This window comes from Bythopirellula superficialaquae, assembly GCF_059632245.1.
This window is the reverse complement of the sequence record NZ_CP197426.1, coordinates 2,495,850-2,517,213: the sequence shown is the minus strand read 5'-3', so window position 1 is coordinate 2,517,213 and position 21,364 is coordinate 2,495,850. Positions and strand designations below refer to the sequence as shown.

Sequence of the window (21,364 nt, the reverse complement as noted above, 5' to 3'; positions counted from 1 at the left end):
TCTCCTCGCATTCTAGCCGGTAACTTCCGTCTTCCCCGCCCCCGCCAGCCGTTCCACCACACCACTCCCCAACAACATCGCCGGCGTATAACTTCCCCCCACGGGCGGCGTGTCCAACAGATGTTCCACCACGGTGAGCGCCGCGTCGACCGTCACGTCATAGACGTTGCCGATCTCGATCCGCACGGTTTTACTCTCTCCCGCGGCATTCACCGCTTCGCCCCACACCCACGTGTGCGATTTCCGCCGCTGCGTGGTGGTGGGACCTTTCACGAACTTAGTCACCAGCTTTTTGAGCAGGCTCTGCATGAAACTCGTCGCCAACACCGGCCGCGCGGCATTGAGCACTTTCAACACGCCGGTCCGCTTCCCCGGCACGGGAATCCACGTGTCGATGTTCGGAATGCCCGACGTGTAATAGGCACTCGACACATCCCCCCACGAGATCGTCATAGCCGGTACTTCGCCACGGCCAAAATCAATCTCACGCGTAGTCTCCTCAGCGGGGGTCTTCACAATCGCCCCCTCGCGCCGGCGTAGCATCCCGTTGCCCAAACTTTCAAGTGCCGTTTTGAGCGTTCCCGGCGAAGCGGCCGAATCGGTTTCAAAGCCCAACGACAACCGCGTGGCATCGGGCAGCAACTCTTTCAGCCGTAGCGCCACACAATCCGTCGGCACCACATCAAACCCCACCCCCGAACAAAGCACCACACCCTTCTCATTCGCCCGAGCCGCTTGCGCACTTGCGTGCGTATGCTCCAGCACCGCAATCTCACCCGTAATATCCAAATAGTGCGCCCCCACGCGCAAACACCCTTCAATCATCGGCGCGCTCGTCCGCGAAAACGGCCCCGCACAATGCAGCACGAGTTCTACGCCGTCTAATCCCTCGGCAACCTGCGCGGGATTGTCGAGCCCAAACGCCCGCCACTCCAACCCCAACTCCTGAGCCAACGGTTCAATCTTCTCGCGATTCCGCCCCGCCAATATCGGCAGCAACCCCCGCTTAACCGCCGCCCGCGCGATCAGTTCGCCCGTATATCCGTTCGCACCATACAGCAGCCATTTATGTGTCATATCTCCAAGTCTAGCCGCTTGCTTCTTGTCCACAATTGAGTCAAACACAAAAAAATATGGCTATTTCAAACGTCACCCTATATCATGAACTCAGTTTACGGGAATCCTTAACACTTTTAGATTATTTGTATCTAGGCGCTTATACATACGATAGGAGTTATTGATGAAGCCCATTCATCTAATTTTAATAGCCATAGCCTTGACTTACACCAACCACGTCAACGCAAGGGACTTAGTCAGTCCATCTGGCTACGAGTCTGTTGACGCACCAATTAATAACTCTGCTCCTTTTTCGTACTACCATGCCAGATACCAGCAAATCTACGGGGCTGGAGACTTAGTACCGATGGTCGGCAAGAGGATTACAGGAGTTTCATTTCGTGCGGATGGTCCTCTTAGATATGGCGATACGCCAGGTGGGTTCGTATTGCCTTCGCTCGACGTGTTGCTGTCAGCCACTCCCTTAGCAGTTGATTCTTTGACGACAAATTTCAGCGGCAATCATGGTCCCAATCCACAATTGGTGCGCACAGGTCCTTATACAATTCCTCCTATTAGAGCTTTTTCGGCCTTAAACCCTTTCGACTTCAGAATCGACTTCCAAGTCCCCTTCGACTATTCTGGAGGCAACCTCCTCATCGATTTCGGATTACCTGACATTTTTATACCAGTTCCTTCGCTCGACGCCGTCAATGCCGCGGACTCAACCAGCAGAGTTTTTCTTCAGGACATTTCACCAGTACCTTACAGAGACAGTGCGGGATTAATTACGCAATTTCACTTCACACCCGAGCCAACAGGAATGGTGCTCTCTGTTTCGGGGTTGGTGCTTCTTTGCACGCTCCGAAATTTTAGCTATCGGGCTTTAGGTACATGCTGTAGTGACACGTAATCACTATCCTTGTCGCTTGAAATACTGCACATCTTGCTCGTGCTTCTCCGCGGCAGCGCGCGTTTTGAAAGTGCCCAGGTTCCGGCGTTTACCGGTTTTGGGGTTCTTCTTCTTGGAATACAAACGATATTCGCCCGAAGCGAGCTTGCGAATCATAGCAAAGTCCTCCGATAAGGGAAAATTGTTACGCCCTTGCTAAAAAAATCCGCATTTTTCGTGCCTTCCGCTCGCGGCTTAGCACTCCACCAAAAACCAACCGCGCAAAAAAGCAGCCCGGCCGTCACAAGGACGACCGGGCTGGATAATGTTGCTTGAAGAACAGGCTTCAATCAGGAGTTACTCGAGTTCCCTTTCATGAAGCGGGCACTCACAAGCAGGTGGTGGCTGTCTCCGTAGACAACCCGCCGGCGGTCAACGGTTTGCACCACCCCACTGGCGTATATGATAATCGTTCAAAAAACCACCTCCTTTCAATCAATGTCACGGCGGCGGAGCAACGCTGCCAGAGGTCACTCGCGCGGCCAAAGGGGCCCGTCGTGGTGCGGTCCCACGACCCATAGCTGCATTATAACCACGAACTTTGAGAGTCAAATATTGATTTTGGCCGGCAAGATCAATTCCTGAACTCAAATTTGCCGTCATTTTGCAGATAACCCGATGACGCAACAATGTGTCCCAAGGTTCGCAAGTATTTTCCCCTTTCCCCCCCTCCGCCTTCCGCCTTGTTGTATGAACCGCCGCCAACTTCAAAAACTCGGTGTCCCACCCACCTGCGCCAAGGCTGCCATCGACGCGCTCTGCACCGCCGCCGGACAAGGTCTCGGCATGGGACTCAAAGGCAATCGCGCCAAGCAGTTGGTCGCTCAAGTCGTCGAGAAGCCCGCAGATTTTCTCGCCGATCCGATTTGGGCTGCATTCGCCACGGAACTTTTGGGCGAAAGAAACTTCGTCGAGCAAGAACCGATCACCTATCAAACCTGGGGCACCGACATCGACGCCGGCGCGCACGCCCAGATGGAAGTCGCCTGCCAGGTGCCGAGTGCCGTCGCCGCCGCACTGATGCCCGACGCCCACGTTGGTTATGGCCTCCCCATCGGCGGCGTGCTGGCCTGCGAAGGGGCTGTGATTCCCTACGCCGTGGGTGTCGACATCGCCTGCCGCATGAAGCTCTCCGTTTTAGACATTAGTCCTACTAGACTCACCGAGGATCGCTCGCGGTTTCGCACCGCCCTGGAAAAAGGGACCCGCTTCGGCGTCGGTTGCACGCACCAACCGCCGCATTCCCACGCCGTGCTCGACGAGGATTGGTCGGTCACCCGCATCACGCGTGAGAAAAAGGACACCGCCTGGAAGCAGCTCGGCACGTCGGGCTCGGGCAATCACTTCGTCGAATTCGGCACGCTCACACTCGACACTCGCTGCGAGGAGTTATCGCTCGACCCCGGTGAATACACGGCGCTCCTGAGTCACAGCGGTTCCCGCGGCACAGGCGCCGCTGTGTGCGACACCTACAGCCGCATCGCGCAGACGTTCCTCCCCCAACGCCTCAAGCATTTGGGGCGTCTGGCTTGGCTCGATCTCGACAGCGAAGCTGGCCAGGAATATTGGGCCGCCATGAATCTCATGGGCGATTACGCCGCGGCCAATCATGAAGTCATTCACAAGCTCGTGAGCAAGCTGCTCGGTGCGCATATCGTGGCTGGCGTGGAGAATCATCACAATTTCGCCTGGCTCGAATGGCACAACGGCAAGCAAGTCGTCGTTCATCGCAAGGGCGCCACGCCGGCGGGGCAGGGGGTGCTGGGAGTGATTCCCGGCTCGATGGCCGATCCCGCATTTATCGTGCGCGGTTTGGGAAATCCGACAAGCTTAAACTCCGCCTCGCACGGGGCAGGGCGGCGGATGTCGCGCAAGCAGGCGAACAACACGTTTCGCTTCAGCCACGTGCGGCAAGAACTCGCAGAGCGCGGCATCGAAATCCTCTCCGCCGGATCGGATGAAGTCCCCGGCGTTTACAAGAACATCCTCGAAGTGATGGCCGCCCAACAAGATTTGGTCGAGACCGTTGCCCGCTTCGACCCAAGGATCGTCAAAATGTGCGGCGACGGCAGCCAAGCGGAAGACTAAATAGCCGGATCGTCCCGATCCGGAAAAATTTATTCCGGCGCCGTCACACCAATCTTCTCTTCCAAAAGCTCAAACCACTTCTCATCGGTGTCGGGCATTCCGCGAATCACGCCGTTCTCGAAAATCAACAGGGGCAGCCCCACTTGCAGTTTCTCAAACTCCTTCGCCGCCTCACCAATTCGCCGACTTGATTCAGTCGCGATCGTTTTATCAAAAAAGATCGCGTCTCCCGCCATTTCGCGAGCCTTTTTCTTGGCCTCATGAATCGCCGGCGCGCGTTTTCCTTCGAGCAGCCATTCGTGAAACTCGGCAAACCGATCAGGCGCCAGTTTCCACACGCCATAAGCCAATTTGGCATATTCGCAAGCATTTTGGTGGCTTGATTGGTCGAGCTTCACCAGCGGATTGCACTTCCGGCTCAGCGGCACGTGATAAATCACAAAGCCCAGTTGATCGCCGTACCGTTCCACCGCCGCTTTGATGTGTGGATGAAGTTTGCGGCAATGCGGACACGTGTAGTCCATCATCTCCACGAAGCGATGCGGTGCGTAAGGATTCCCCACCACCGGATTCCCCGCCGCGTCGACCTCGCGCGCCAGATACTTAAATGTAAAATACCGCGGAGCGGCATCACTGCTCGGTGCGGTCGCGGTCTCTTCGCCACCGCTAATAATTTCTAATTTCTCGGCGGGGGGTTCTTCCGCAACCTCGACTTCTTCGTCAGCGGCCCCTTCATCAGCATTGGGGTCCGGACTCTCTTGAACTGGCTCTTCAACAGCATTCGTTTCCGCCGAAGTCTGCACCACCTCCAGAGGTATGTCGACAACTTCCATCGTGTCATGCGAAAAGAAAAGCTGCCCGCCAATCAAAGCAAGTAGTCCCACGCTCGCCACCCCCGCAGCAATCAGCGGTTGATAAACAGAAACTTGCGTTTCATCGTCATCGTAAGATTGCTCGCCACCGAAATACCCGTGCATGTGATTGTGGATCGAGCCCTTCATACTGTCGCGTAAGAGCAGAACCGACAGCGTACAAATCGCCAAACCACAAGCATGGACGACAAGACAATACAGACAAAAATGCTCGACCACGATCGCTTGCGTGCCGATGAACCACACACCCGCTCCCGCGGCCATCATCGCCAGCGTCAACAATCCCGTCATCGCCCAACCACCCAGCAACACCGCGGGCCAAACCAGGGCTAGAATACCGGCATAAGTGAGTGCCCCCAGCAGGCTCACGGGAATGCCCAGCCATTTCGAGCCGGAGCTGCTCAGAACTTCGTCGCAATCGACTGTGGTCCCACCCGTGCAGCCCACGACCGTTGACTGCTGCCAGGTCACCCAAGTTAAATACAACGCAACGCCCAAGGCGATCACAGCCAAGCCGGTGATCGCACCGGCGAGCGATTTGCGTGTTCCAGAGAGTCGCGATAGTTCGAGCACAGAACCAATCCCTACCAGTTACAATTCAGACAACCAGCAATTCTAGCACAATTTAACGCCCAAGAAGCAGGCGGCCACAAACCATGGAAGACGAAATCAGCTATATCTGCGGCAGTTGCGGCGAGGAAGTCGTCATCCCGCTCGATTATTCGCAGGGCAGCTCGCAGGAGTACATTGAAGATTGCCCCGTCTGCTGCTGCCCGAACGTGATTCGCATCGAAGTCGACGAAACTGGACACAGCCAAGTTTGGAGCGAATTAGAATAATAGGGTTCAATTTCTGTAGCCGGGGTCTATGACCTCGGTACTGCAACGTCCGACCTCGCAGAGGTCAGCCACAGGTAAACCACTCCCATGACCCAGCCATTTATGCCTCCCGTGGGCGCACCGGTCCAGCTCTCTGATTACGACCCACTTTATGTTGCCCCCGACTGGGACAAAAAATCAGCCTCGGCCCAAATCAGAGAGAACACGGCCGTAAGCTCCGATTTGGCGTACAAGCTTTACGCCGAAGATCGCCGCGCGATTTTGTTAGTCCTGCAAGGGATGGACACCGCGGGCAAAGACGGCACGATCCGTACGGTGATGAGCGGCGTCAATCCGCAAAGCTTTCAGATCACGTCATTTAAAACACCCAGTTCGGTGGAGCTCGATCACGACTTCCTCTGGCGGATCCACCACGCCGTCCCCCGTCGCGGTGAAATCGGCATCTTCAATCGTTCCCACTACGAAGACGTGCTGATCGTCCGCGTACACAATCTGGTTCCCGAAAAAGAATGGCGGAGCCGCTACGATCGGATCAACGAATTTGAAGAGCTCCTCGTCGATGGCGGTGTGACCATCGTGAAGTGCTTTCTGCACATCAGCAAAGACGAACAGCGCGAACGACTACAAGCACGCCTGGACAATCCCAATAAGCGTTGGAAATTCAACATGGGCGATCTCGACGAGCGCAAACTCTGGGACGAATATCAACACGCCTACGAAGACGCGCTCACCCATTGCAACACGCCCCATGCCCCCTGGCACATCATCCCCGCCGACCGCAAATGGTATCGCAATCTCGTGGTGAGCAAAATCCTGCGCGAGACGCTCGAAAAGCTCAATCCCCAGTTTCCAGTCCCAGCAACCAACCTCGACGGCATCGTCGTCGAATAGATGTCGTTAGCCGGCAGCGTCCCGCTGCCGTGCACTACTTTCTTTGTGTTTCTCGGATACGCTTGCCCCCGCCACGCTTCCCTCAATCGGCTGAGCAATCTCCGGCGTCACCACAACCATATAACCCACATCGACCGTGACCTCTTTGACTTCGCCATTTTGCCCCTGAATGGCCTCCACGCGTTTCTCCACGTGCCCGGTGAGGACCACTGTTTCACCAAAGGACAATTCGCAGTCTGTATCGCACTGGCGAACTTTTAATCCCGGTATGCTGACTCCGTGAATTTCAAAGGCATGATTCTGATCAAGGGCACTCACGTTCGCATTCACGTGCAACCGCACCCGATTGTCTCCCACAGCCTCGGCCATTACGTTGAGCTCTGTTCCGAAGGATCGAAACGCAACAGCCGTAGCCGACTCTTCGTTGCTCGGCAACGGGAATTGTCCCCCGACAAACATGGAAGCCGGCTTTCCACTCGTGGCTACGATCGTGGGATCAGCCAAGACCTTGGCAATATTTTTTTGTTTAAGCCATTCCACGAATCGCAGATTTTCGTTGGATTCAGCTTCATCAGTTGATTCATTCGCTGTGTAAGCAGATTGGCCCGTCGCTTCCAACAACTGCTGCAATTGGATTGGCTTCACATAACCGTCAGAAAACCAATCCGTGTCCAAACCTCGATTGCGGAGTTTCGACAAGTCGACTTCCAGCATTTGCACTTTCACTACAATCTGTTGCTCGGTCCCGGTCACTTCGCGTAAGCGTTGCACCTCGCGTTGCAACTTATCCAGTTCCGCCGATTTCTGCTTGAGAAGCTGCTCGTCGCTTTGCGTCTCTTCCGCCCTCGCGGTCTGCATGGCAAGCAGCATCACACCCAGAATTACTATTCTTAATAACATAACGGCTTTCTCCTAATCAGCGCGCGAGGGATATACGGGCGCGAATCATAGCCCGTTCAATCCAAAGCAACAAGATAAGAGACGTTTCGCATGCTAGCGGGTGTCCTTAGCCGGAGGGCCACGCCCTCCCGGGATTTCCCTTCTCACCGTCAACCCTTCATTCGTGGCCACCCCCCATTTTCTTCCCCCCGCGGCCTCAGCGTCTCTGCGTGAAATATCATTCCTTCCCCAAACTTTTTTGTAGAAATTGTGCCACGACTTGTGCTAATCCTGGATGCATAAATATGGGCCACTGGATTCCCGCCTGCGCGGGAATGACAAACTTTGCCGGAACTCGTGTTACTCGGTCCGGCCTACAAAATGTAAAAACACCAGGAACACATTATGACCAATAAGTCTACCGAAGAGACGCCCGACACCCCCACGCTTCCTCCGATCAAAATCAAAACTGAGCTTATCGACGTTGCCGGGCAACACTCCGTGGAACTTCGACGCGGAAGTGTTCGCATCGAGCGATTCTTCTACCTCGAAGACTACGACGAAACGAAGGCCTTCATCGACGCGGCCGTGCAGAAGCTCTACATCCCGGGCGAGGAGCAGCTCGATCTTCAGAATTGGATTCACCAGCTTTTGAATGAAGAGCGTTGGAACTTCCAACGGCATCAATCGCACATCGTGCTCGAACCACTCTCCGAAGCTAAGGAGTGCGCGATCGAGTGGCTCTGGCCCGGCCGCATCGCCGCCGACAAACTCACGATGCTCGTCGGTGATCCCGGCGTCGGCAAGAGTCTCGTAGCTCTCGACATTGCGGCGCGGGTTTCGACCGGTCGGCCTTGGCCGGATGAACCCGCTAATGCCGAACCACGCGAGCCTGCCGACGTGCTGTTGCTGGCGGAATTCGACGATGTCGACGATACGATCCGCCCGCGACTGTTGGCCGCGGAGGCCGATTTGGATCGCATCACGTTGGTTCGTTCGTTTATCCGTGCCAATGATTTTATGCACAGCGATAATTTGCCGTTCTCCGTGGGGGGTAAGCTCGACATGCTTGGCGACTGCGTGAAGCGGCTCCCCAAGTGCCGGTTGATCATCATTGATCCGCTCTCGGCCTACGTCGAAACCAACTACACGCGGCGGGAACTCTCGGCATTGCTGCAAGAACTGGTCGAGATCGCCGTGAAGCATGGTGTCGCCATTTTGGTCGTCAGCCACTTCAGCCGCGGCAGCCACGCGCTGTTTCATTACGGTTCGCAGGCCAATTCGCGATTTGTGGCCAGCGCACGCTCGGTTTGGAAGATTCTGGGCGACGGCGATCATCGCGATCTCCGTGTACTACTCCCCATGAAAAACAATCTGGGGAGTGATTGGCTCGGACTGGAATTTGGCATCGTGTCGGAACAGCTGGGCGAGACGCCGCGCATTGCGTGGGCGCACCAACCGCTGGAGATCAATGTCGAGCGCTCGAAATTCAAACCCGAACTGCTTGAGCTGCCCAACAGCTACGAAGTCCATCGCAAAATGATTCGCGAGTGGCTCCGCCAACAGTTGAGCCAAGGCGAACGCTTCGCCCAAGACATCCTCGCCGCCGCCACGGTGGCAAGAATTGGCAAACGCTCGTTGCGACTAGCATTGCGTGAAATTGGCGGAACCACTCACAAAGGCTCAACCGGTCTTTGGATTTGGTCGCTACCGACAGTTTTGGAACAAGAAATCGATGTCGTCGAAAAAAAAATTTCATCACAAAATGATTTGCGTATGATGCCCGACAAGTTGGAAGAGTTGGACAACTTGGAAGTCTTGAAATGAGAAACAAACCACTGAGCCGAAGGCGCTAGCCTCGGGTAATCACGGAAATGAGAGTCAGCACCGTGCCAGAATTGAAGAACTCGCCGCTAGCGCGTTGCGGCTCAGTTCTTCCCCGAGCCGTTGCCGCCGTCGGCGTTGAGATGCCGCCGCAGATAAGTGGCGCGCTCGATATTCCGATCGTTGGAATCGAGCTCGCTGCCCGTGATCTTCTGCAAGTGAGCAGGTTGCGTATGAATGAACAGCTTATTGATCGTGGGAATTTGCAATTCACCGATGAGCCCCAGATTCACGCCCATGCGCACGCTCGAAAGCAAATGCATGGTCTCTTCGGAGCTGATCGTCTGCGCGGTCCGCAAAATGCCAAACGCGCGGCTCACGCGGTCGTGCAGCGTTTCGTGACTTTCGCGGATCAGGAAATCACGAGCTTGCCGTTCGTACTCAATCAACACCGGCACGATGTCGGCAACTTTGGTGATCAACTCTTCTTCGGTTTGACCGAGCGTGATCTGGTTGCTGATTTGATAGAAGTCGCCCATCGCTTGCGAGCCTTCGCCATACAGGCCACGCACTGCCAGATTGATCTTCTGCAAGCTCTTGAAGACCTTTTCGATCTGCCGCGTGATCACCAACCCCGGCAGATGGAGCATCACGCTCACGCGAATGCCCGTGCCAACATTCGTGGGGCAGGCGGTCAGATAACCCAAGCGTTCGCTAAAAGCGTAAGTCACTTGCTCTTCAATCAGGTCGTCAAGCTGCGTCATCTGCTCCCAAGCCGTTTGCAGATTCAAACCGCTCTGCATCACTTGTAGCCGCAAATGATCCTCTTCGTTGATCATCAAGCTGAACTTCTCGCCCGGATCGATCACCACGGCCCGCGCGCCACTCGCATCGGCCAGTTCGCGACTGATCAATTGGCGCTCGACGAGAAACTGCCGATCCAGATGCTCGAGATTCCCGACGTCGATATACAACGTCCCTTCGTTGAGCCGATGCGACGACATCAAACTCGTCACGCTCGCACGCAAGCTCGCTTCGATCGCGGCACGATCCGAGTCCGTGGCACGAGACAGAAATGGGAAATCCGCCAAGTTCCGCGCAAGGCGAATGCGACTGCTAATGACGATATCCGACTCGGGGCCGGCACCGCGCAACCATTCACCACTCGAACTGGTCAGATCGTTAAATTCCATGTTCCACTTGCGTCTCGTCGTTCCCTGATGACCAACACCCGCTATTCTACGAAATCCCTCCAGAATTGTGAGGGGAAAAGCGCCGCAGAAAAGCCTTACCTTATAGCTCGCCAGAAAGTGTTAGGAACTTTCCCCAGGCGTCGGTTCCTTGGTACGAACCTGGGCTTCGGTGGCACGGATTTCGTCGCGCAGCTGCGACGCCCGTTCGTAATTCTCCGAAGCGATCGCTTCCTTCATTTCGCGCCGCAGCCGAATCAACTGCGTTTGCTGATCGGCTCCCTGAGGGCAACGCTTGGGCACCTTACCAATATGATGAGTCTGGTCGTGGATGTTCATGAGCAGAGGTTCAAGCTCCTCGGCAAAGAACTCGTAATCGTGCGGGCAACCCAACCGACCCTGCTTGCGAAACTCCAAAAATGTGATCGAGCAAACCGGGCAGCGGCGTTGATCGAGCCGCGCCAGCTGATCGGCCGTTTCGCCCACCGCCAAATGCTGAGCCAACAAACCGGCCATGGCGGGCATCACTTCCGCAGCGTCTTCCTCACTGGGAGTCAGGAATTTCTGGGCACACTCTTCGCAAAGGTGCAATTCCTTCGGCTTACCATCGATCAGATCGGTGATATGAAAGGTCGCTTGTTTATCGCATTTTTGGCACTTCAACATGGTATCCCTCGCAACTTTCCGCCCATTGGCCTGGCATCGATTCATCTATTAATCATTGACGCAATCAGCCGCAGGGCAAGGCCGAACCTCGCTCTAAAGTTCGACCTCTTAAGTACGGGGGATTCTAGCCCCGGTAGGCCTAGTGTCAAGCGAAGCCTCATCCCTCTAACTATTTGCTGCATCACGAGATGGAACCACCCGCCCAGAAGTAAGAACGCTGTTGTTGGGGGCCATTCCGGGTGATAAGCTGGCACTGCCCTGTTTGTTGGGATCTCGCGGGGCAAAGTCAATCGGCCATTTAGGAACACTGTTTCTCTTATGATTTACTCCCCCGACTTTGACCGATTCGCGGAACTGGCCGCCGGCGCCGACTTTGTCCCCATCTTCCGGCAACTGGTCAGCGACGTGCTGACCCCCGTGCAGGCGTTCCAGCGTTTGGACAGCACGACCGCGGCTTGTTTGTTTGAAAGCGTCATCGGAGGCGAGAAAGTTGGCCGTTATAGCTTCTTGGCTAGCGACCCATTCCTGTGGATCAAAGCCTACGGTAACGACGTAACCGTGTCGCAACTGACCAGGCCAACCAGCAAGACCGCCGCCGAGAAGCCGCAGTGGGAAACGCAGTCCAGCCAAGTCGACAACCCGTTTGAAACACTTCGCAAACACGTTCACGCGATGAACGTCGCCCATCTCAAAGAGTTGCCTCCGTTTATTGGCGGTGCCATCGGCTACGCGGGGTATGACACGGTTCGCTATGTGGAAAACCTGCCGAACGCCCCCCAGGACGACCGGCATCTGCCTGACTTGTGGTTTGCACTCTACGACCACATGGTTGTGTTCGATCACGTGCAGAAGACTGTCATCGTGCTGGCACTCGCGGATGTTCGCGACAAAAGCACTGCCGCGTTGAAGCAATCCTATGAAACGGCCTGTCGGCGAGTTGATCATTTGGTCGAACAGCTGGCGACGTCGAGCGATTCGCTGAAAATCGCCGACATCCGGACCGACGGCGACGTGACGTTGAAAACGGAATCGAACCTCACGCAAGCACAGTTCGAGGATTCGGTTCGCAAGTGCGTCGAATACATCCGCGCAGGCGACATTTTTCAAGTTGTCATCAGCCAGCGTTTGCAAACCAAGTTCGCCGCTCCGCCATTCGAGTTGTATCGCACGTTGCGGGTGGTCAATCCCAGCCCGTTCATGTTCTATCTCCGCACGCCGGAAGTGACGCTCGTGGGTAGCTCGCCGGAGATATTGGTCCGCGTGGTCGATGGCCAAGTCACCGTGCGACCTTTGGCCGGCACGCGCAAACGAGGCCGCGACGAAGCCGAAGACAAACGGCTGGCTGAAGAACTGCTGGCGGATCCCAAAGAATGTGCCGAGCATGTGATGCTCGTTGACCTGGGCCGCAACGACGTTGGCCGCGTCGCGCAGTATGGTTCGGTGGAGATTGCCGACGTGATGGTGATCGAGCGTTACAGTCACGTGATGCATATCACTTCCAATGTGACTGGCCAGCTACGCGAAGGCTGTGATGCGTTCGACGCGCTGGCCGCTTGCCTGCCGGCAGGGACCGTTTCCGGCGCACCGAAAGTGCGGGCGATGGAAATCATCGACGAAATCGAGCCCACGCGCCGCGGTCCTTACGCGGGGGCCGTGGGTTACATCGACTTCGCCGGGAACATGGATACCTGCATCGCGCTCCGAACTGTTATCATTCATAACGATACCGCGTACCTACAAGTCGGCGCGGGGATCGTCGCCGACAGCGTGCCCGAAATGGAATTTCAGGAAACGATGAACAAGGCCCGTGGAATGCTCAAAGCGATTGAAGTCACACAGCAACGATTGAAGTAAGCCGCGATTCAACGAATCGCAGGGATCTCAGCATGCAGTTGGGCGATCATGTCGGTCGTCGCCGCGGCAACGGCTTCCTGCCACCGAGCTTCGCCGAAGCAGTCTTTGTACTCAGGCCGTTGGTGAGCAAAGATGATCCCGCGTGAGTTGTTAATCAAGGCGCCAAGGCCGTTGCAATCGAAGGCAGGGGCGACGTCCTTGGCTGTGCCGCCTTGACTGCCGTAGCCCGGGACCAGAAACCAAGTGTGCGGCATCGCGGCACGCAGTTCGACCAGTTGTTCAGGATAAGTCGCACCAACCACCGCACCAACACTGCCATAACCAGATTCGCCAACATGTGCCGCGGATTGCTCTTCGACATATTTGGCGACAACCCGATACAGCGGTTCGCCGTCAATTAGGCGATCCTGTAGCATCCCGCTACCAGGGTTAGAGGTCTTCACAAGCACGAACAACCCGGCGCCACGTTCATGGGCAACATTGATAAAGGGTTCCAAACTATCGGCACCAAGATAAGGACTGATCGTGAGAGCATCGCAACCCCAACCGCTCCATTCGCGTCCCAAATACCCACGGGCATAGGCTTCGGCTGTCGAACCAATGTCGTTCCGCTTGCCATCCATGATCACGAGCAGGCCTTGTTGGCGGGCGTACGTAACGATATTCCCCAACGCAACCAATCCCGCAGGCCCAAGTTCCTCAAAAAACGCCGCCTGCGGTTTGACCGCGGGAACAAGCGATGCAACCGTATCGACAATATCGCAACAGAACCGCTCGTAAGCTTGAGCGCGGGCCGTTGAGTTATCAATCGAAACCTGCCGAAGACCGGCTGGCAATTGTTCCCACCGCGGATCAAGTCCTACCACTACAGGATTGCCCCGACGCCGAATGGCCTCCGCCAACAGATCTCCAAATTGCTTCAACGCCTTACTCCCGAACTAACAATAGCGACCAATTTCATAGCCGCATGATAATAGCAGGGTTAAGTAGGGCTCAATGGGCCAAAAATTCAGGCGTTGCAAAGGGCGGGTGAATCTGAAATACTGGCTGTTTCTCAATTCCCCCCGCGTCGTGAACAGATCGTTCGCGACTCTCTAAAGAGTTTTCTTCGAATCGGGCCGTGGCGCAGTCTGGTAGCGCGTTTGACTGGGGGTCAAAAGGTCGCAAGTTCAAATCTTGTCGGCCCGACTTCTTTTCTTATGCATTCGAGTATGTATCGACTCGCCGATAGTTGCTTGCGTAATCCACCCGGATCAAGTTATTGACCTTCGTACTTCCAGGACAATGCGCAGCAACGTTTTGCGCTAATTGCTTGGAGTGGAAGGAAATAGCAACTCCGCTCAGAATCACTTCTGAGTTTTTTACACAGCTTACAAAAGCTACTAAATGGGGATAAGGACTGGAATTGAAATGGTCATATACGTCTTCTATGGTCGGTGCCACCGAAGTTGAAGACTCAAGAACAGTCTCTGTCATTCTTAAAAGCTTTCAAAATTAGGATGAACAATCGCCGCGTCTATCTAGGCAGATCCTTGCGCCCTTAAGTCACGAAAAATAATTTGACGCTTTAAGGGGCTGGGGTTTCACGATTGACCTCGACATCGGTTTCACCTGTGTCGACATCTCGTTCCACTTCGATATCCGCGTTGGGTGTTTCGATGTCTAGAACCTTCTCCTTTTCAGCGCACCCTACAAAAGTCGCCGGCATGATCAAAACAAGAGAAAACAGCAAAGAAGTCAACACACTCGACAAGCCTTCTAGAAATTCGCATTTCATCGGTCATTCCTCCGGATAAGTCTCAAAATAGTACGAAATGCGATTTAGCTAATAACGTGCCAATGAATAATCGTCAAAAACTACTCGTTAAAGGTTCGAGTCCTGATTCAACTGGCTACCAATCGCCCAATTCGAACTTTTCGCGGCCAGAAGCGGACAAGAAGTGAAATGAACTTCGGGAAAGATACTAACGTATGAAAGCCCAGTCAGCGAACAAACTTTCTGGCATATAATTCGCTAACTTCAGGGCCGTTACGTTATTGAGCATTTTTCATTCGAAAGGAGTTACCAAATGACTTCACAAGCAAAAGCAACCGGCATGGAATCACGTTTGACGGCAAAGTGTAAGCAAATCCGCCAAAGCTGGAGTGATTCAGAGAAGAAGATGCGGGAGTTGAGAGCCAACTTAGCCCAAAGTCGTTTGGCACTAGCGATTTTGTTCCGGGACATCAACATGGGCTGTACCAAATAGCGTATTGGTCATTTGAGATGCGAGACATAGTCTTGAATCCGAAGAGTGCGTGAAATAGACGAATCGTTCACTGCGTGGTTTTTAATGAATCACCCTGGCCTCGGATAAACCGAATCTATCGGGCAATTGATGCGTTAAATTGGCGAATCCGCATTCGTTTCGAGCCATTTAACGCAAATTGCGATCGCATCATAACGTGGCACGATGATTGCCATCAAATTCTAGAAGTTCGTTTCTCGTGTTAGTCGCGAACGAACTGGCCATAACCGATATGTGCCAAGTCTTTGGGGGAAGCTCAAATTTACCCCTTTAACTCGTAACTACCGTTCGTATTGATAGTCAGCGATGCTTAACGAACATATGCTCGACCGACTTAAGAGATGCATCGGCAATGTATGAAATGACGTTTGACGAATGGCCTGACCAATTGCCTGAATTGGGGAAGGCTGTCAATGCGCATTCTGCGGCGATTCTGGAGTTTTGGGAAAGGTTAGTTGAGCAACGTTTACCTTCTTCTAGTCGCACAGCTCATCGAGTTGAACTTCGAGATCATCTTCCTCAGTTTATAACTCGGCTTTCGCAGGATCTTATCGCAGGCCGCTCTGGTCGAAACTCAAAGACACAACCCGCCGCGCGAGAACACGGTATTCAACGTTGGCAGCAAGGATGGGAACTAGAACTTGTCATCCGCGACTATCAATTACTCCTGCATGCCATAATGAATGTTCTACGAGATCAACTCCCGCGAGAGTTGACTGGCGTAGAAACTCAAAATCTGACCAAATTATTACAAGACGCAAGCGTCTCTGCGATAAGGAGTTTTCTTTCCTATAGAAACCTTGAAGAAAAACAGCGCGAGGGTGCCCCAATCCTAAATGGACTTCTGGATAGCAGCAATGATGCCGTCATCGAGTTATCTCTTGATGGCATCATTTTGCATTGGAACCATGGCGCTGAGAATATCTATGGCTACGAGGCTACGAGTATCCTTGGCAGCCATATCAGCACGATTTTACCCCCGGATCGGCAACTCGAATTCGACCGCTGTATTGCCATGCTGAAAGCGGGCCGTGATGTTCCTCCCTTCGACACGATACGAAGACGCGCCGATGGTACAGACGTTTCCGTTTCTATTACTGCGTCGCCGATTCGTGATAAGAACGATCAATTGAAGGGTTATGTTTCAATTGCTCGTGATATCTCCGATCGCGTGCGTGCCGCGGAGGCATTGCGAGATGCCTTGGAGGAAGCGGAACGCGCAAGCCGAGCCAAGTCCGAATTTCTAGCGAACGTGAGTCACGAACTACGCACACCGATGAACGCCATTATCGGCATGACGGAATTGGCCCTGGATGAGGAACTTTCCCCCGAACTGCGCGACTATTTGGAAACCACGCGCGAGTCGGCCGATTTATTACTTACGCTGGTTAACGACGTTCTTGATATTTCAAAACTTGAATCGGGCAAGTTCGTTCTTGAGGAGGTCAACTTCAGTCTGCGGGAACTCATTGATGAATCCTTGCGGAGCATCGGTTCAAGGGCCTATCGGAAAGGACTGGAAATTGCCTGCCGCGTGAACAACGATGTTCCTGATGCACTTCATGGTGACTCGCTACGCTTACGCCAAATTCTTACCAACCTTGTCGGCAACGCAATTAAGTTCACCGATGAAGGCGAAATCGTCGTTGAAGTTAATGTCGATAGCAGCTCGGGGCGGAGCTGTGTGCTGCGATTTTGTGTTTCTGATACCGGCATTGGTATCTCCGAGGAAGATCAACAGCGAATCTTTGCACCATTCACCCAAGCCGATGCATCCTCGACTCGCCGTTTCGCGGGAACGGGACTCGGTTTGGCGATCGCAACTCACCTTATCAATTGCTTCCGTGGTCAATTCTGGGTTGAAAGTGAATTGGGCTCGGGCAGTAGATTTTACTTCACAACTCGCTTCGCTCTAGCTGACGAAATTGTCGTCGAGCAAAAAACAAAACGCCCTAATATCTCGCAGCTTCGCAACTTGCCCGTGCTGGTTGCCGATGACAACGAAACGAATCGCGAAATCATCGCGCGGCTACTGGCCGACTGGCAGATGATGCCGGTGGTAACGGCTGATGCGCGAACGGCACTTGAGAAAATCGAATCCTCACTTACAGACGGCAAGCCAATCCCTTTGGCCGTAGTAGATGCCATTATGCCAGAGCATGATGGTTTTCAGTTGGTCGAGGAAATAAGGGCGAGAACCAAAGCTGGCACAAAAACGATTCTGATGCTCTCCGCTGCCGATCGGCTCGCATTTAAAGAGCGTTGTCAAGAACTGTCATTTGACGGGGTACTCGAAAAACCGATCTCTCAATCCAACCTATTTGACGCTATCGTCACGGCAATGGGAGTGGCCACGATTGATCCCATGCGGCCTGGCGATTTGAAGCACAGTCGTCCCCCGGAGCGTACACTTAATGTATTATTGGCCGAAGACACGCCCGCCAATCGAAAGGTTGTCGAACGTGTTCTGCACAAACGAGGTCATAATGTCGTTTCCGCCGTCAATGGACGGGAAGCCGTGGACCAATTTCGGCAGCACTCCTATGACGTTATTCTCATGGACGTGCAAATGCCTAGTATGGATGGCTTGCAGGCGACCGAAGCCATTCGAGCATGTGAAGTAGAGCATGAATTAAGCGAACGAATTCCGATTATTGCCATGACAGCGCACGCCATGGTTGGCGACCGCCATCGTTGCCTAGCGGCGGGAATGGATGACTATATTTCAAAGCCGATCAATATCCGTCGGCTCATCGAAATTGTGGAAAGTCATGGACAAAAGCGACAAAACAATCAACCTCAATCCGAGCAAAGCATGGACGATAACCAATCAGCATCGATGCCGGCCTATCGGCCAAACGACTCAAGCGACATCATGGATCTCGATCGGGCCCTGCGTCGGCTCGATGGAGACGAAGGACTTCTAGTGGATCTCATAGGATTCTTTTTGGAAGACTACCCGTCTCTCGTCGTGAAATTGGAAGAGTCGGCTACTGCCAACGATGCACCTTCGCTTGAGCGTGCTGCACATAGCATGAAAGGATTGGTCGCCAATTTCGATGCAAACATAGCCCGAGATATTGCGCAGCAAATTGAGACAGCCGCCAAGCAGAGAGAATTGCATGGCATTAGCAACTTGATCAATGATCTCAAATCGGCAGCAAGCGAACTGGCCGTAAATCTTGAGCGTTATCGCCAAAAAGCTGGCAATTAGGCTATCTGGTCAATTTTCCAAGGTGACGACCTGATCGATAGAAATGCCGTGAGTACGAATTTTGTTTCGCAAGCTGCCACGAGTAATGCCCAAAATTCTGGATGCCTCGGACTGATTGCCACCCGCATGTTGCAGGACCATCGTGAGCAATTCAGTCTCCATCTGAGCCAAAGTCTCAGCATACAGATCCTTGGAGAGAGAACCGAGTCGTTCGTTGATAAATTGCGACAATCCGACCGCAGATTTTGCGGTAGAACTCTCCACGGTCTTTTCTCGGCCATGTTGTACTAACGATGGCTTTAGTTCCGTAGGAAGCGAAGATTCAAGCAAAACTTCGCCCGAACATTGCAGCATCCCTTGCCGTAAAATGCCTTGGAGTTCGCGGATGTTTCCAGGCCATTCATAATCCAACAAACGCTGTAGCGCGGCCGGCGCAATTCCCTTGACTTGTTTCCCAAGCTGACGATTGAGAAGTGCCAGAAAATGCTCTAGCAGCAGAACTACATCTCCCTCGCGATCGCGTAGTGGAGGAAGTGTGATTGTGTAGCCGTTGAGTCGGTAATATAAATCACTTCGGAAGGTACCTTCCTCAGCCATTTGCTCAAGGTCGCGATTTGTCGCCGAAATAATTCTGACGTCCGTTTGAATCGTTTCGTTGCCGCCCACGCGTTCAAACTTCTGCTCTTGTAGTAAGCGCAAAACTTTTCCCTGAACCAGAGGCGACATGTCGCCCACTTCGTCGAGAAAAATCGTACCGCCGGAACACTGTTCAAACTTGCCGATACGTCGACTGTGTGCGCCCGTGAAAGCTCCTTTTTCGTGACCGAACAGTTCACTTTCCAACAATGTTTCAGAAAGTGCCGCACAGTTCACGGCCAAAAATGGTCCATTTGCTCGAGAGCTGTATTGATAGATGGCGCGTGCGACCAATTCCTTGCCTGTACCACTCTCGCCGCGGACAAGAACTGTCACATTCTGCGGTGCAACGCGGCCAATGGCTTTGAAAACCTCTTCCATTGCCCCGCAACGGCCGATGAATGCATCACCCTTTTCGTCGGGCTTGAGCATCCCTTGCATACCTACGGGAACATTGGATATCCGTCTAGATTCCAAGGCATGACTGACTAATTCTTGTAGCCGAGCCACTTCGATGGGTTTGTTGACATAATCAAAGGCACCAAGCTTCATAGCTTGAATCGCTGTATCGCTCGAACCAGAGCCTGTAACAACAATCACGGGCAGGCGACTGTCTTTGTCGCGGATCATGCCGAATGCTTCGAGTCCCGACATATCAGGCAGCATCACGTCGAGCAAAATGGCATCGGGCTTGTACTCGTCGATCTTCGCTAGGCCTTCTTCTGCCGAAAACGCGCTGATCATTTCGGCATCGAGTGATTCCAAGCTCTTCTTGATCATGTGGTGAACCGAACGGTCATCATCGATGGTTAGTATACTTCTCATGCCATATCCAAAAAGTGAGTTATTTTGTTGCGTAATTTGCTTGCTCAATTCCGAAAACGCGAACAAGTCAAACGAAAGACTATGTGGTAGACTTCAAAAGCAACATGCGTTCCAAACAACCAACGTGAAAAAAAGCTCTGTTCACAAGGCATTTTATATAGCCACCCAAATACACCACCCATAGGGGTGGACTGAGAACGATCAGTATGGCTGATTTTTGCCACTGTAGTTAGTGAGTTTGGGATCAAAAGGAAAAGAGCCGACATGGAGTCGGCTCTTTCGATTAATGCGCAATCGACGGACTAGTGAGTATGTCGGTTTACCAAGGCTTTAGCTTCCAACCAAGGACAAAGCCTATGCCAAAACACCACAAGGCCGCGACTTCGGGCCGTTCACGAGCATAAGCCTTCAGATAATCAATTGCGTCCTGGGCGGGCTGCAAATCTGCTCCCAGTTTCGATGGGTTAGCAGGCGTCGTTGTTTGCGAATAGGCCGTTCCGGCAGAGCCACTTTGGTTTGACATGGAAAACTCCTTGAGGTTGACGGTTTCTGTATTTCGAGCGTGTGGGACTAGAGCTGGTGATCGGCAGACGGTTGGCTGGTCTTCCCAAGCATCACGCGCAAAGTTTCAAAGTTCTTCTCGAGTTCGCTAAGCGATCGCTGCAGGGGATTCGTACATTGCTTAAATTTTTTAATCGCCAGGGCACCTAGCCCCATGGCAACCAATAAAGCCCCTCCCGCACAGCTTAACTGGGCGACGTGTGGCTGCCACTGCAGTTCCTCAACAAGGAGTGAGGAGATGCCAAAGAGCAAAATTGGCATCGCCCCCAATAGCAGAGTCGTTGACACAATCACAAACACTGTGGGCTGAATCGTTGCCACTGTCGATTTGCGTACATCGTTAACTATCAAGCGAGCTTGTAGTTCCGCCAACTCAGCAACATCACCCAATAGTTGTTTAAATCCGCTCATCTGCTGATTCTCTGCATCCTGATTATCGTGGGAAACTTTTTCCCAGCTGTAACCGTGAAAACGGTTTATCGGCGTTTGGTCAACCATGCTAGGACCACTCCTATGCTGGCGGAAACGAGTAGGGCCATTCCCGGGTGATTATGGATCGACTTTTTGAGAGCGTCGACGGAAGTTGCCACGAGATGTTGCGCTCGCTCCTGCAATTCGATCGTCTCATTTTCACGCTCTGTGTAGACAGGACTAGGCATGATCAACCTCCTCCCGCTCTGAAAACTTAGAAAACTCACTCACCTTAGTGGCCAGGAAGTTTGTGGCGGC

The 21,364-nt window shown here is 53.5% G+C and carries 19 protein-coding genes and 1 tRNA gene; 8 read left to right on the top strand and 12 right to left on the bottom strand.

From position 1 onward, the window contains the following. Window positions 1-12 precede the first annotated feature (12 nt). Window positions 13-1,077 carry a saccharopine dehydrogenase family protein gene (locus tag SH678x_RS10255; RefSeq protein WP_496922813.1) on the bottom strand — a complete coding sequence of 355 codons (1,065 nt, stop codon included), beginning with the start codon at window positions 1,075-1,077 and terminating at the stop codon, window positions 13-15. 163 nt (window positions 1,078-1,240) lie between these two features. Here SH678x_RS10255 and SH678x_RS10250 point away from each other — a divergent pair, with 163 nt between their 5' ends. Next, complete coding sequence (locus tag SH678x_RS10250; protein WP_496922812.1) at window positions 1,241-1,969, top strand: hypothetical protein; 729 nt, start codon at window positions 1,241-1,243, stop codon at window positions 1,967-1,969. A gap of 3 nt (window positions 1,970-1,972) precedes the next feature. On the opposite strand, the gene SH678x_RS10245 is transcribed toward SH678x_RS10250, so the two are convergent. Beyond that, a complete protein-coding gene (locus tag SH678x_RS10245; protein ID WP_496922811.1) occupies window positions 1,973-2,125 on the bottom strand; it encodes a hypothetical protein in 153 nt (50 codons plus the stop codon). 573 nt (window positions 2,126-2,698) lie between these two features. Between SH678x_RS10245 and SH678x_RS10240 the strand changes: the two genes are divergently transcribed. Next, the gene (locus SH678x_RS10240; RefSeq protein ID WP_496922810.1) at window positions 2,699-4,096 is read left to right on the top strand and encodes an RtcB family protein; all 1,398 of its coding nucleotides are present in this window, start codon (window positions 2,699-2,701) and stop codon (window positions 4,094-4,096) included. A 29-nt stretch (window positions 4,097-4,125) separates the two neighbouring features. Here SH678x_RS10240 and SH678x_RS10235 read toward each other — a convergent pair whose 3' ends face one another. Continuing rightward, window positions 4,126-5,541, bottom strand: coding sequence for a vitamin K epoxide reductase family protein (locus SH678x_RS10235; protein ID WP_496922809.1), 1,416 nt, complete (start codon window positions 5,539-5,541; stop codon window positions 4,126-4,128). Window positions 5,542-5,624: 83 nt separating this feature from the next. Between SH678x_RS10235 and SH678x_RS10230 the strand changes: the two genes are divergently transcribed. Both SH678x_RS10230 and SH678x_RS10225 read left to right on the top strand, forming a co-directional pair. After that, a complete protein-coding gene (locus tag SH678x_RS10230) occupies window positions 5,625-5,807 on the top strand; it encodes a zinc ribbon domain-containing protein (protein WP_496922808.1) in 183 nt (60 codons plus the stop codon). Between the two features lie 87 nt (window positions 5,808-5,894). Next, window positions 5,895-6,698: a polyphosphate kinase 2 family protein gene (locus SH678x_RS10225; protein WP_496922807.1), complete on the top strand. Its 804-nt coding sequence runs from the start codon at window positions 5,895-5,897 to the stop codon at window positions 6,696-6,698. 6 nt (window positions 6,699-6,704) lie between these two features. On the opposite strand, the gene SH678x_RS10220 is transcribed toward SH678x_RS10225, so the two are convergent. After that, window positions 6,705-7,598: a secretin GspD/PilQ domain-containing protein gene (locus SH678x_RS10220; RefSeq protein WP_496922806.1), complete on the bottom strand. Its 894-nt coding sequence runs from the start codon at window positions 7,596-7,598 to the stop codon at window positions 6,705-6,707. A 384-nt stretch (window positions 7,599-7,982) separates the two neighbouring features. Here SH678x_RS10220 and SH678x_RS10215 point away from each other — a divergent pair, with 384 nt between their 5' ends. Continuing rightward, entirely contained in the window at window positions 7,983-9,404 is a 1,422-nt protein-coding gene (locus tag SH678x_RS10215) for an AAA family ATPase (protein ID WP_496922805.1), read from the top strand. Window positions 9,405-9,505: 101 nt separating this feature from the next. On the opposite strand, the gene SH678x_RS10210 is transcribed toward SH678x_RS10215, so the two are convergent. Then, the gene (locus SH678x_RS10210) at window positions 9,506-10,594 is read right to left on the bottom strand and encodes a protein arginine kinase (protein ID WP_496922804.1); all 1,089 of its coding nucleotides are present in this window, start codon (window positions 10,592-10,594) and stop codon (window positions 9,506-9,508) included. A gap of 120 nt (window positions 10,595-10,714) precedes the next feature. Then, window positions 10,715-11,257 carry a UvrB/UvrC motif-containing protein gene (locus SH678x_RS10205; protein WP_496922803.1) on the bottom strand — a complete coding sequence of 181 codons (543 nt, stop codon included), beginning with the start codon at window positions 11,255-11,257 and terminating at the stop codon, window positions 10,715-10,717. A 318-nt stretch (window positions 11,258-11,575) separates the two neighbouring features. Here SH678x_RS10205 and trpE point away from each other — a divergent pair, with 318 nt between their 5' ends. Then, window positions 11,576-13,111, top strand: a complete 1,536-nt coding sequence (trpE, locus tag SH678x_RS10200; RefSeq protein WP_496922802.1) for an anthranilate synthase component I — start codon at window positions 11,576-11,578, stop codon at window positions 13,109-13,111. Between the two features lie 8 nt (window positions 13,112-13,119). Here trpE and pyrF read toward each other — a convergent pair whose 3' ends face one another. Then, entirely contained in the window at window positions 13,120-14,034 is a 915-nt protein-coding gene (gene pyrF, locus SH678x_RS10195; RefSeq protein ID WP_496922801.1) for an orotidine-5'-phosphate decarboxylase, read from the bottom strand. A gap of 191 nt (window positions 14,035-14,225) precedes the next feature. Between pyrF and SH678x_RS10190 the strand changes: the two genes are divergently transcribed. Continuing rightward, window positions 14,226-14,299: transfer RNA gene (locus SH678x_RS10190), tRNA-Pro, on the top strand. Between the two features lie 379 nt (window positions 14,300-14,678). Here the strand turns inward: SH678x_RS10190 and SH678x_RS10185 are convergent. Next, complete coding sequence (locus tag SH678x_RS10185) at window positions 14,679-14,888, bottom strand: hypothetical protein (RefSeq protein WP_496922800.1); 210 nt, start codon at window positions 14,886-14,888, stop codon at window positions 14,679-14,681. Between the two features lie 863 nt (window positions 14,889-15,751). On the opposite strand from SH678x_RS10185, the gene SH678x_RS10180 reads away from it, so the two are divergent. Then, entirely contained in the window at window positions 15,752-18,613 is a 2,862-nt protein-coding gene (locus SH678x_RS10180) for a response regulator (RefSeq protein ID WP_496922799.1), read from the top strand. Between the two features lie 9 nt (window positions 18,614-18,622). Here the strand turns inward: SH678x_RS10180 and SH678x_RS10175 are convergent, their stop codons facing one another. The 4 genes from SH678x_RS10175 to SH678x_RS10160 form a co-directional block, all read right to left on the bottom strand. Then, a complete protein-coding gene (locus SH678x_RS10175) occupies window positions 18,623-20,074 on the bottom strand; it encodes a sigma-54-dependent transcriptional regulator (RefSeq protein WP_496922798.1) in 1,452 nt (483 codons plus the stop codon). Between the two features lie 319 nt (window positions 20,075-20,393). Then, window positions 20,394-20,597, bottom strand: coding sequence for a hypothetical protein (locus tag SH678x_RS10170; protein ID WP_496922797.1), 204 nt, complete (start codon window positions 20,595-20,597; stop codon window positions 20,394-20,396). Between the two features lie 47 nt (window positions 20,598-20,644). After that, the gene (locus SH678x_RS10165) at window positions 20,645-21,133 is read right to left on the bottom strand and encodes a phage holin family protein (RefSeq protein ID WP_496922796.1); all 489 of its coding nucleotides are present in this window, start codon (window positions 21,131-21,133) and stop codon (window positions 20,645-20,647) included. Beyond that, window positions 21,112-21,294 (bottom strand): hypothetical protein, encoded by a 183-nt coding sequence (locus SH678x_RS10160; RefSeq protein WP_496922795.1) that lies wholly within the window; start codon window positions 21,292-21,294, stop codon window positions 21,112-21,114. The genes SH678x_RS10165 and SH678x_RS10160 overlap by 22 nt, the downstream gene beginning before the upstream one ends. Window positions 21,295-21,364 lie beyond the last annotated feature (70 nt).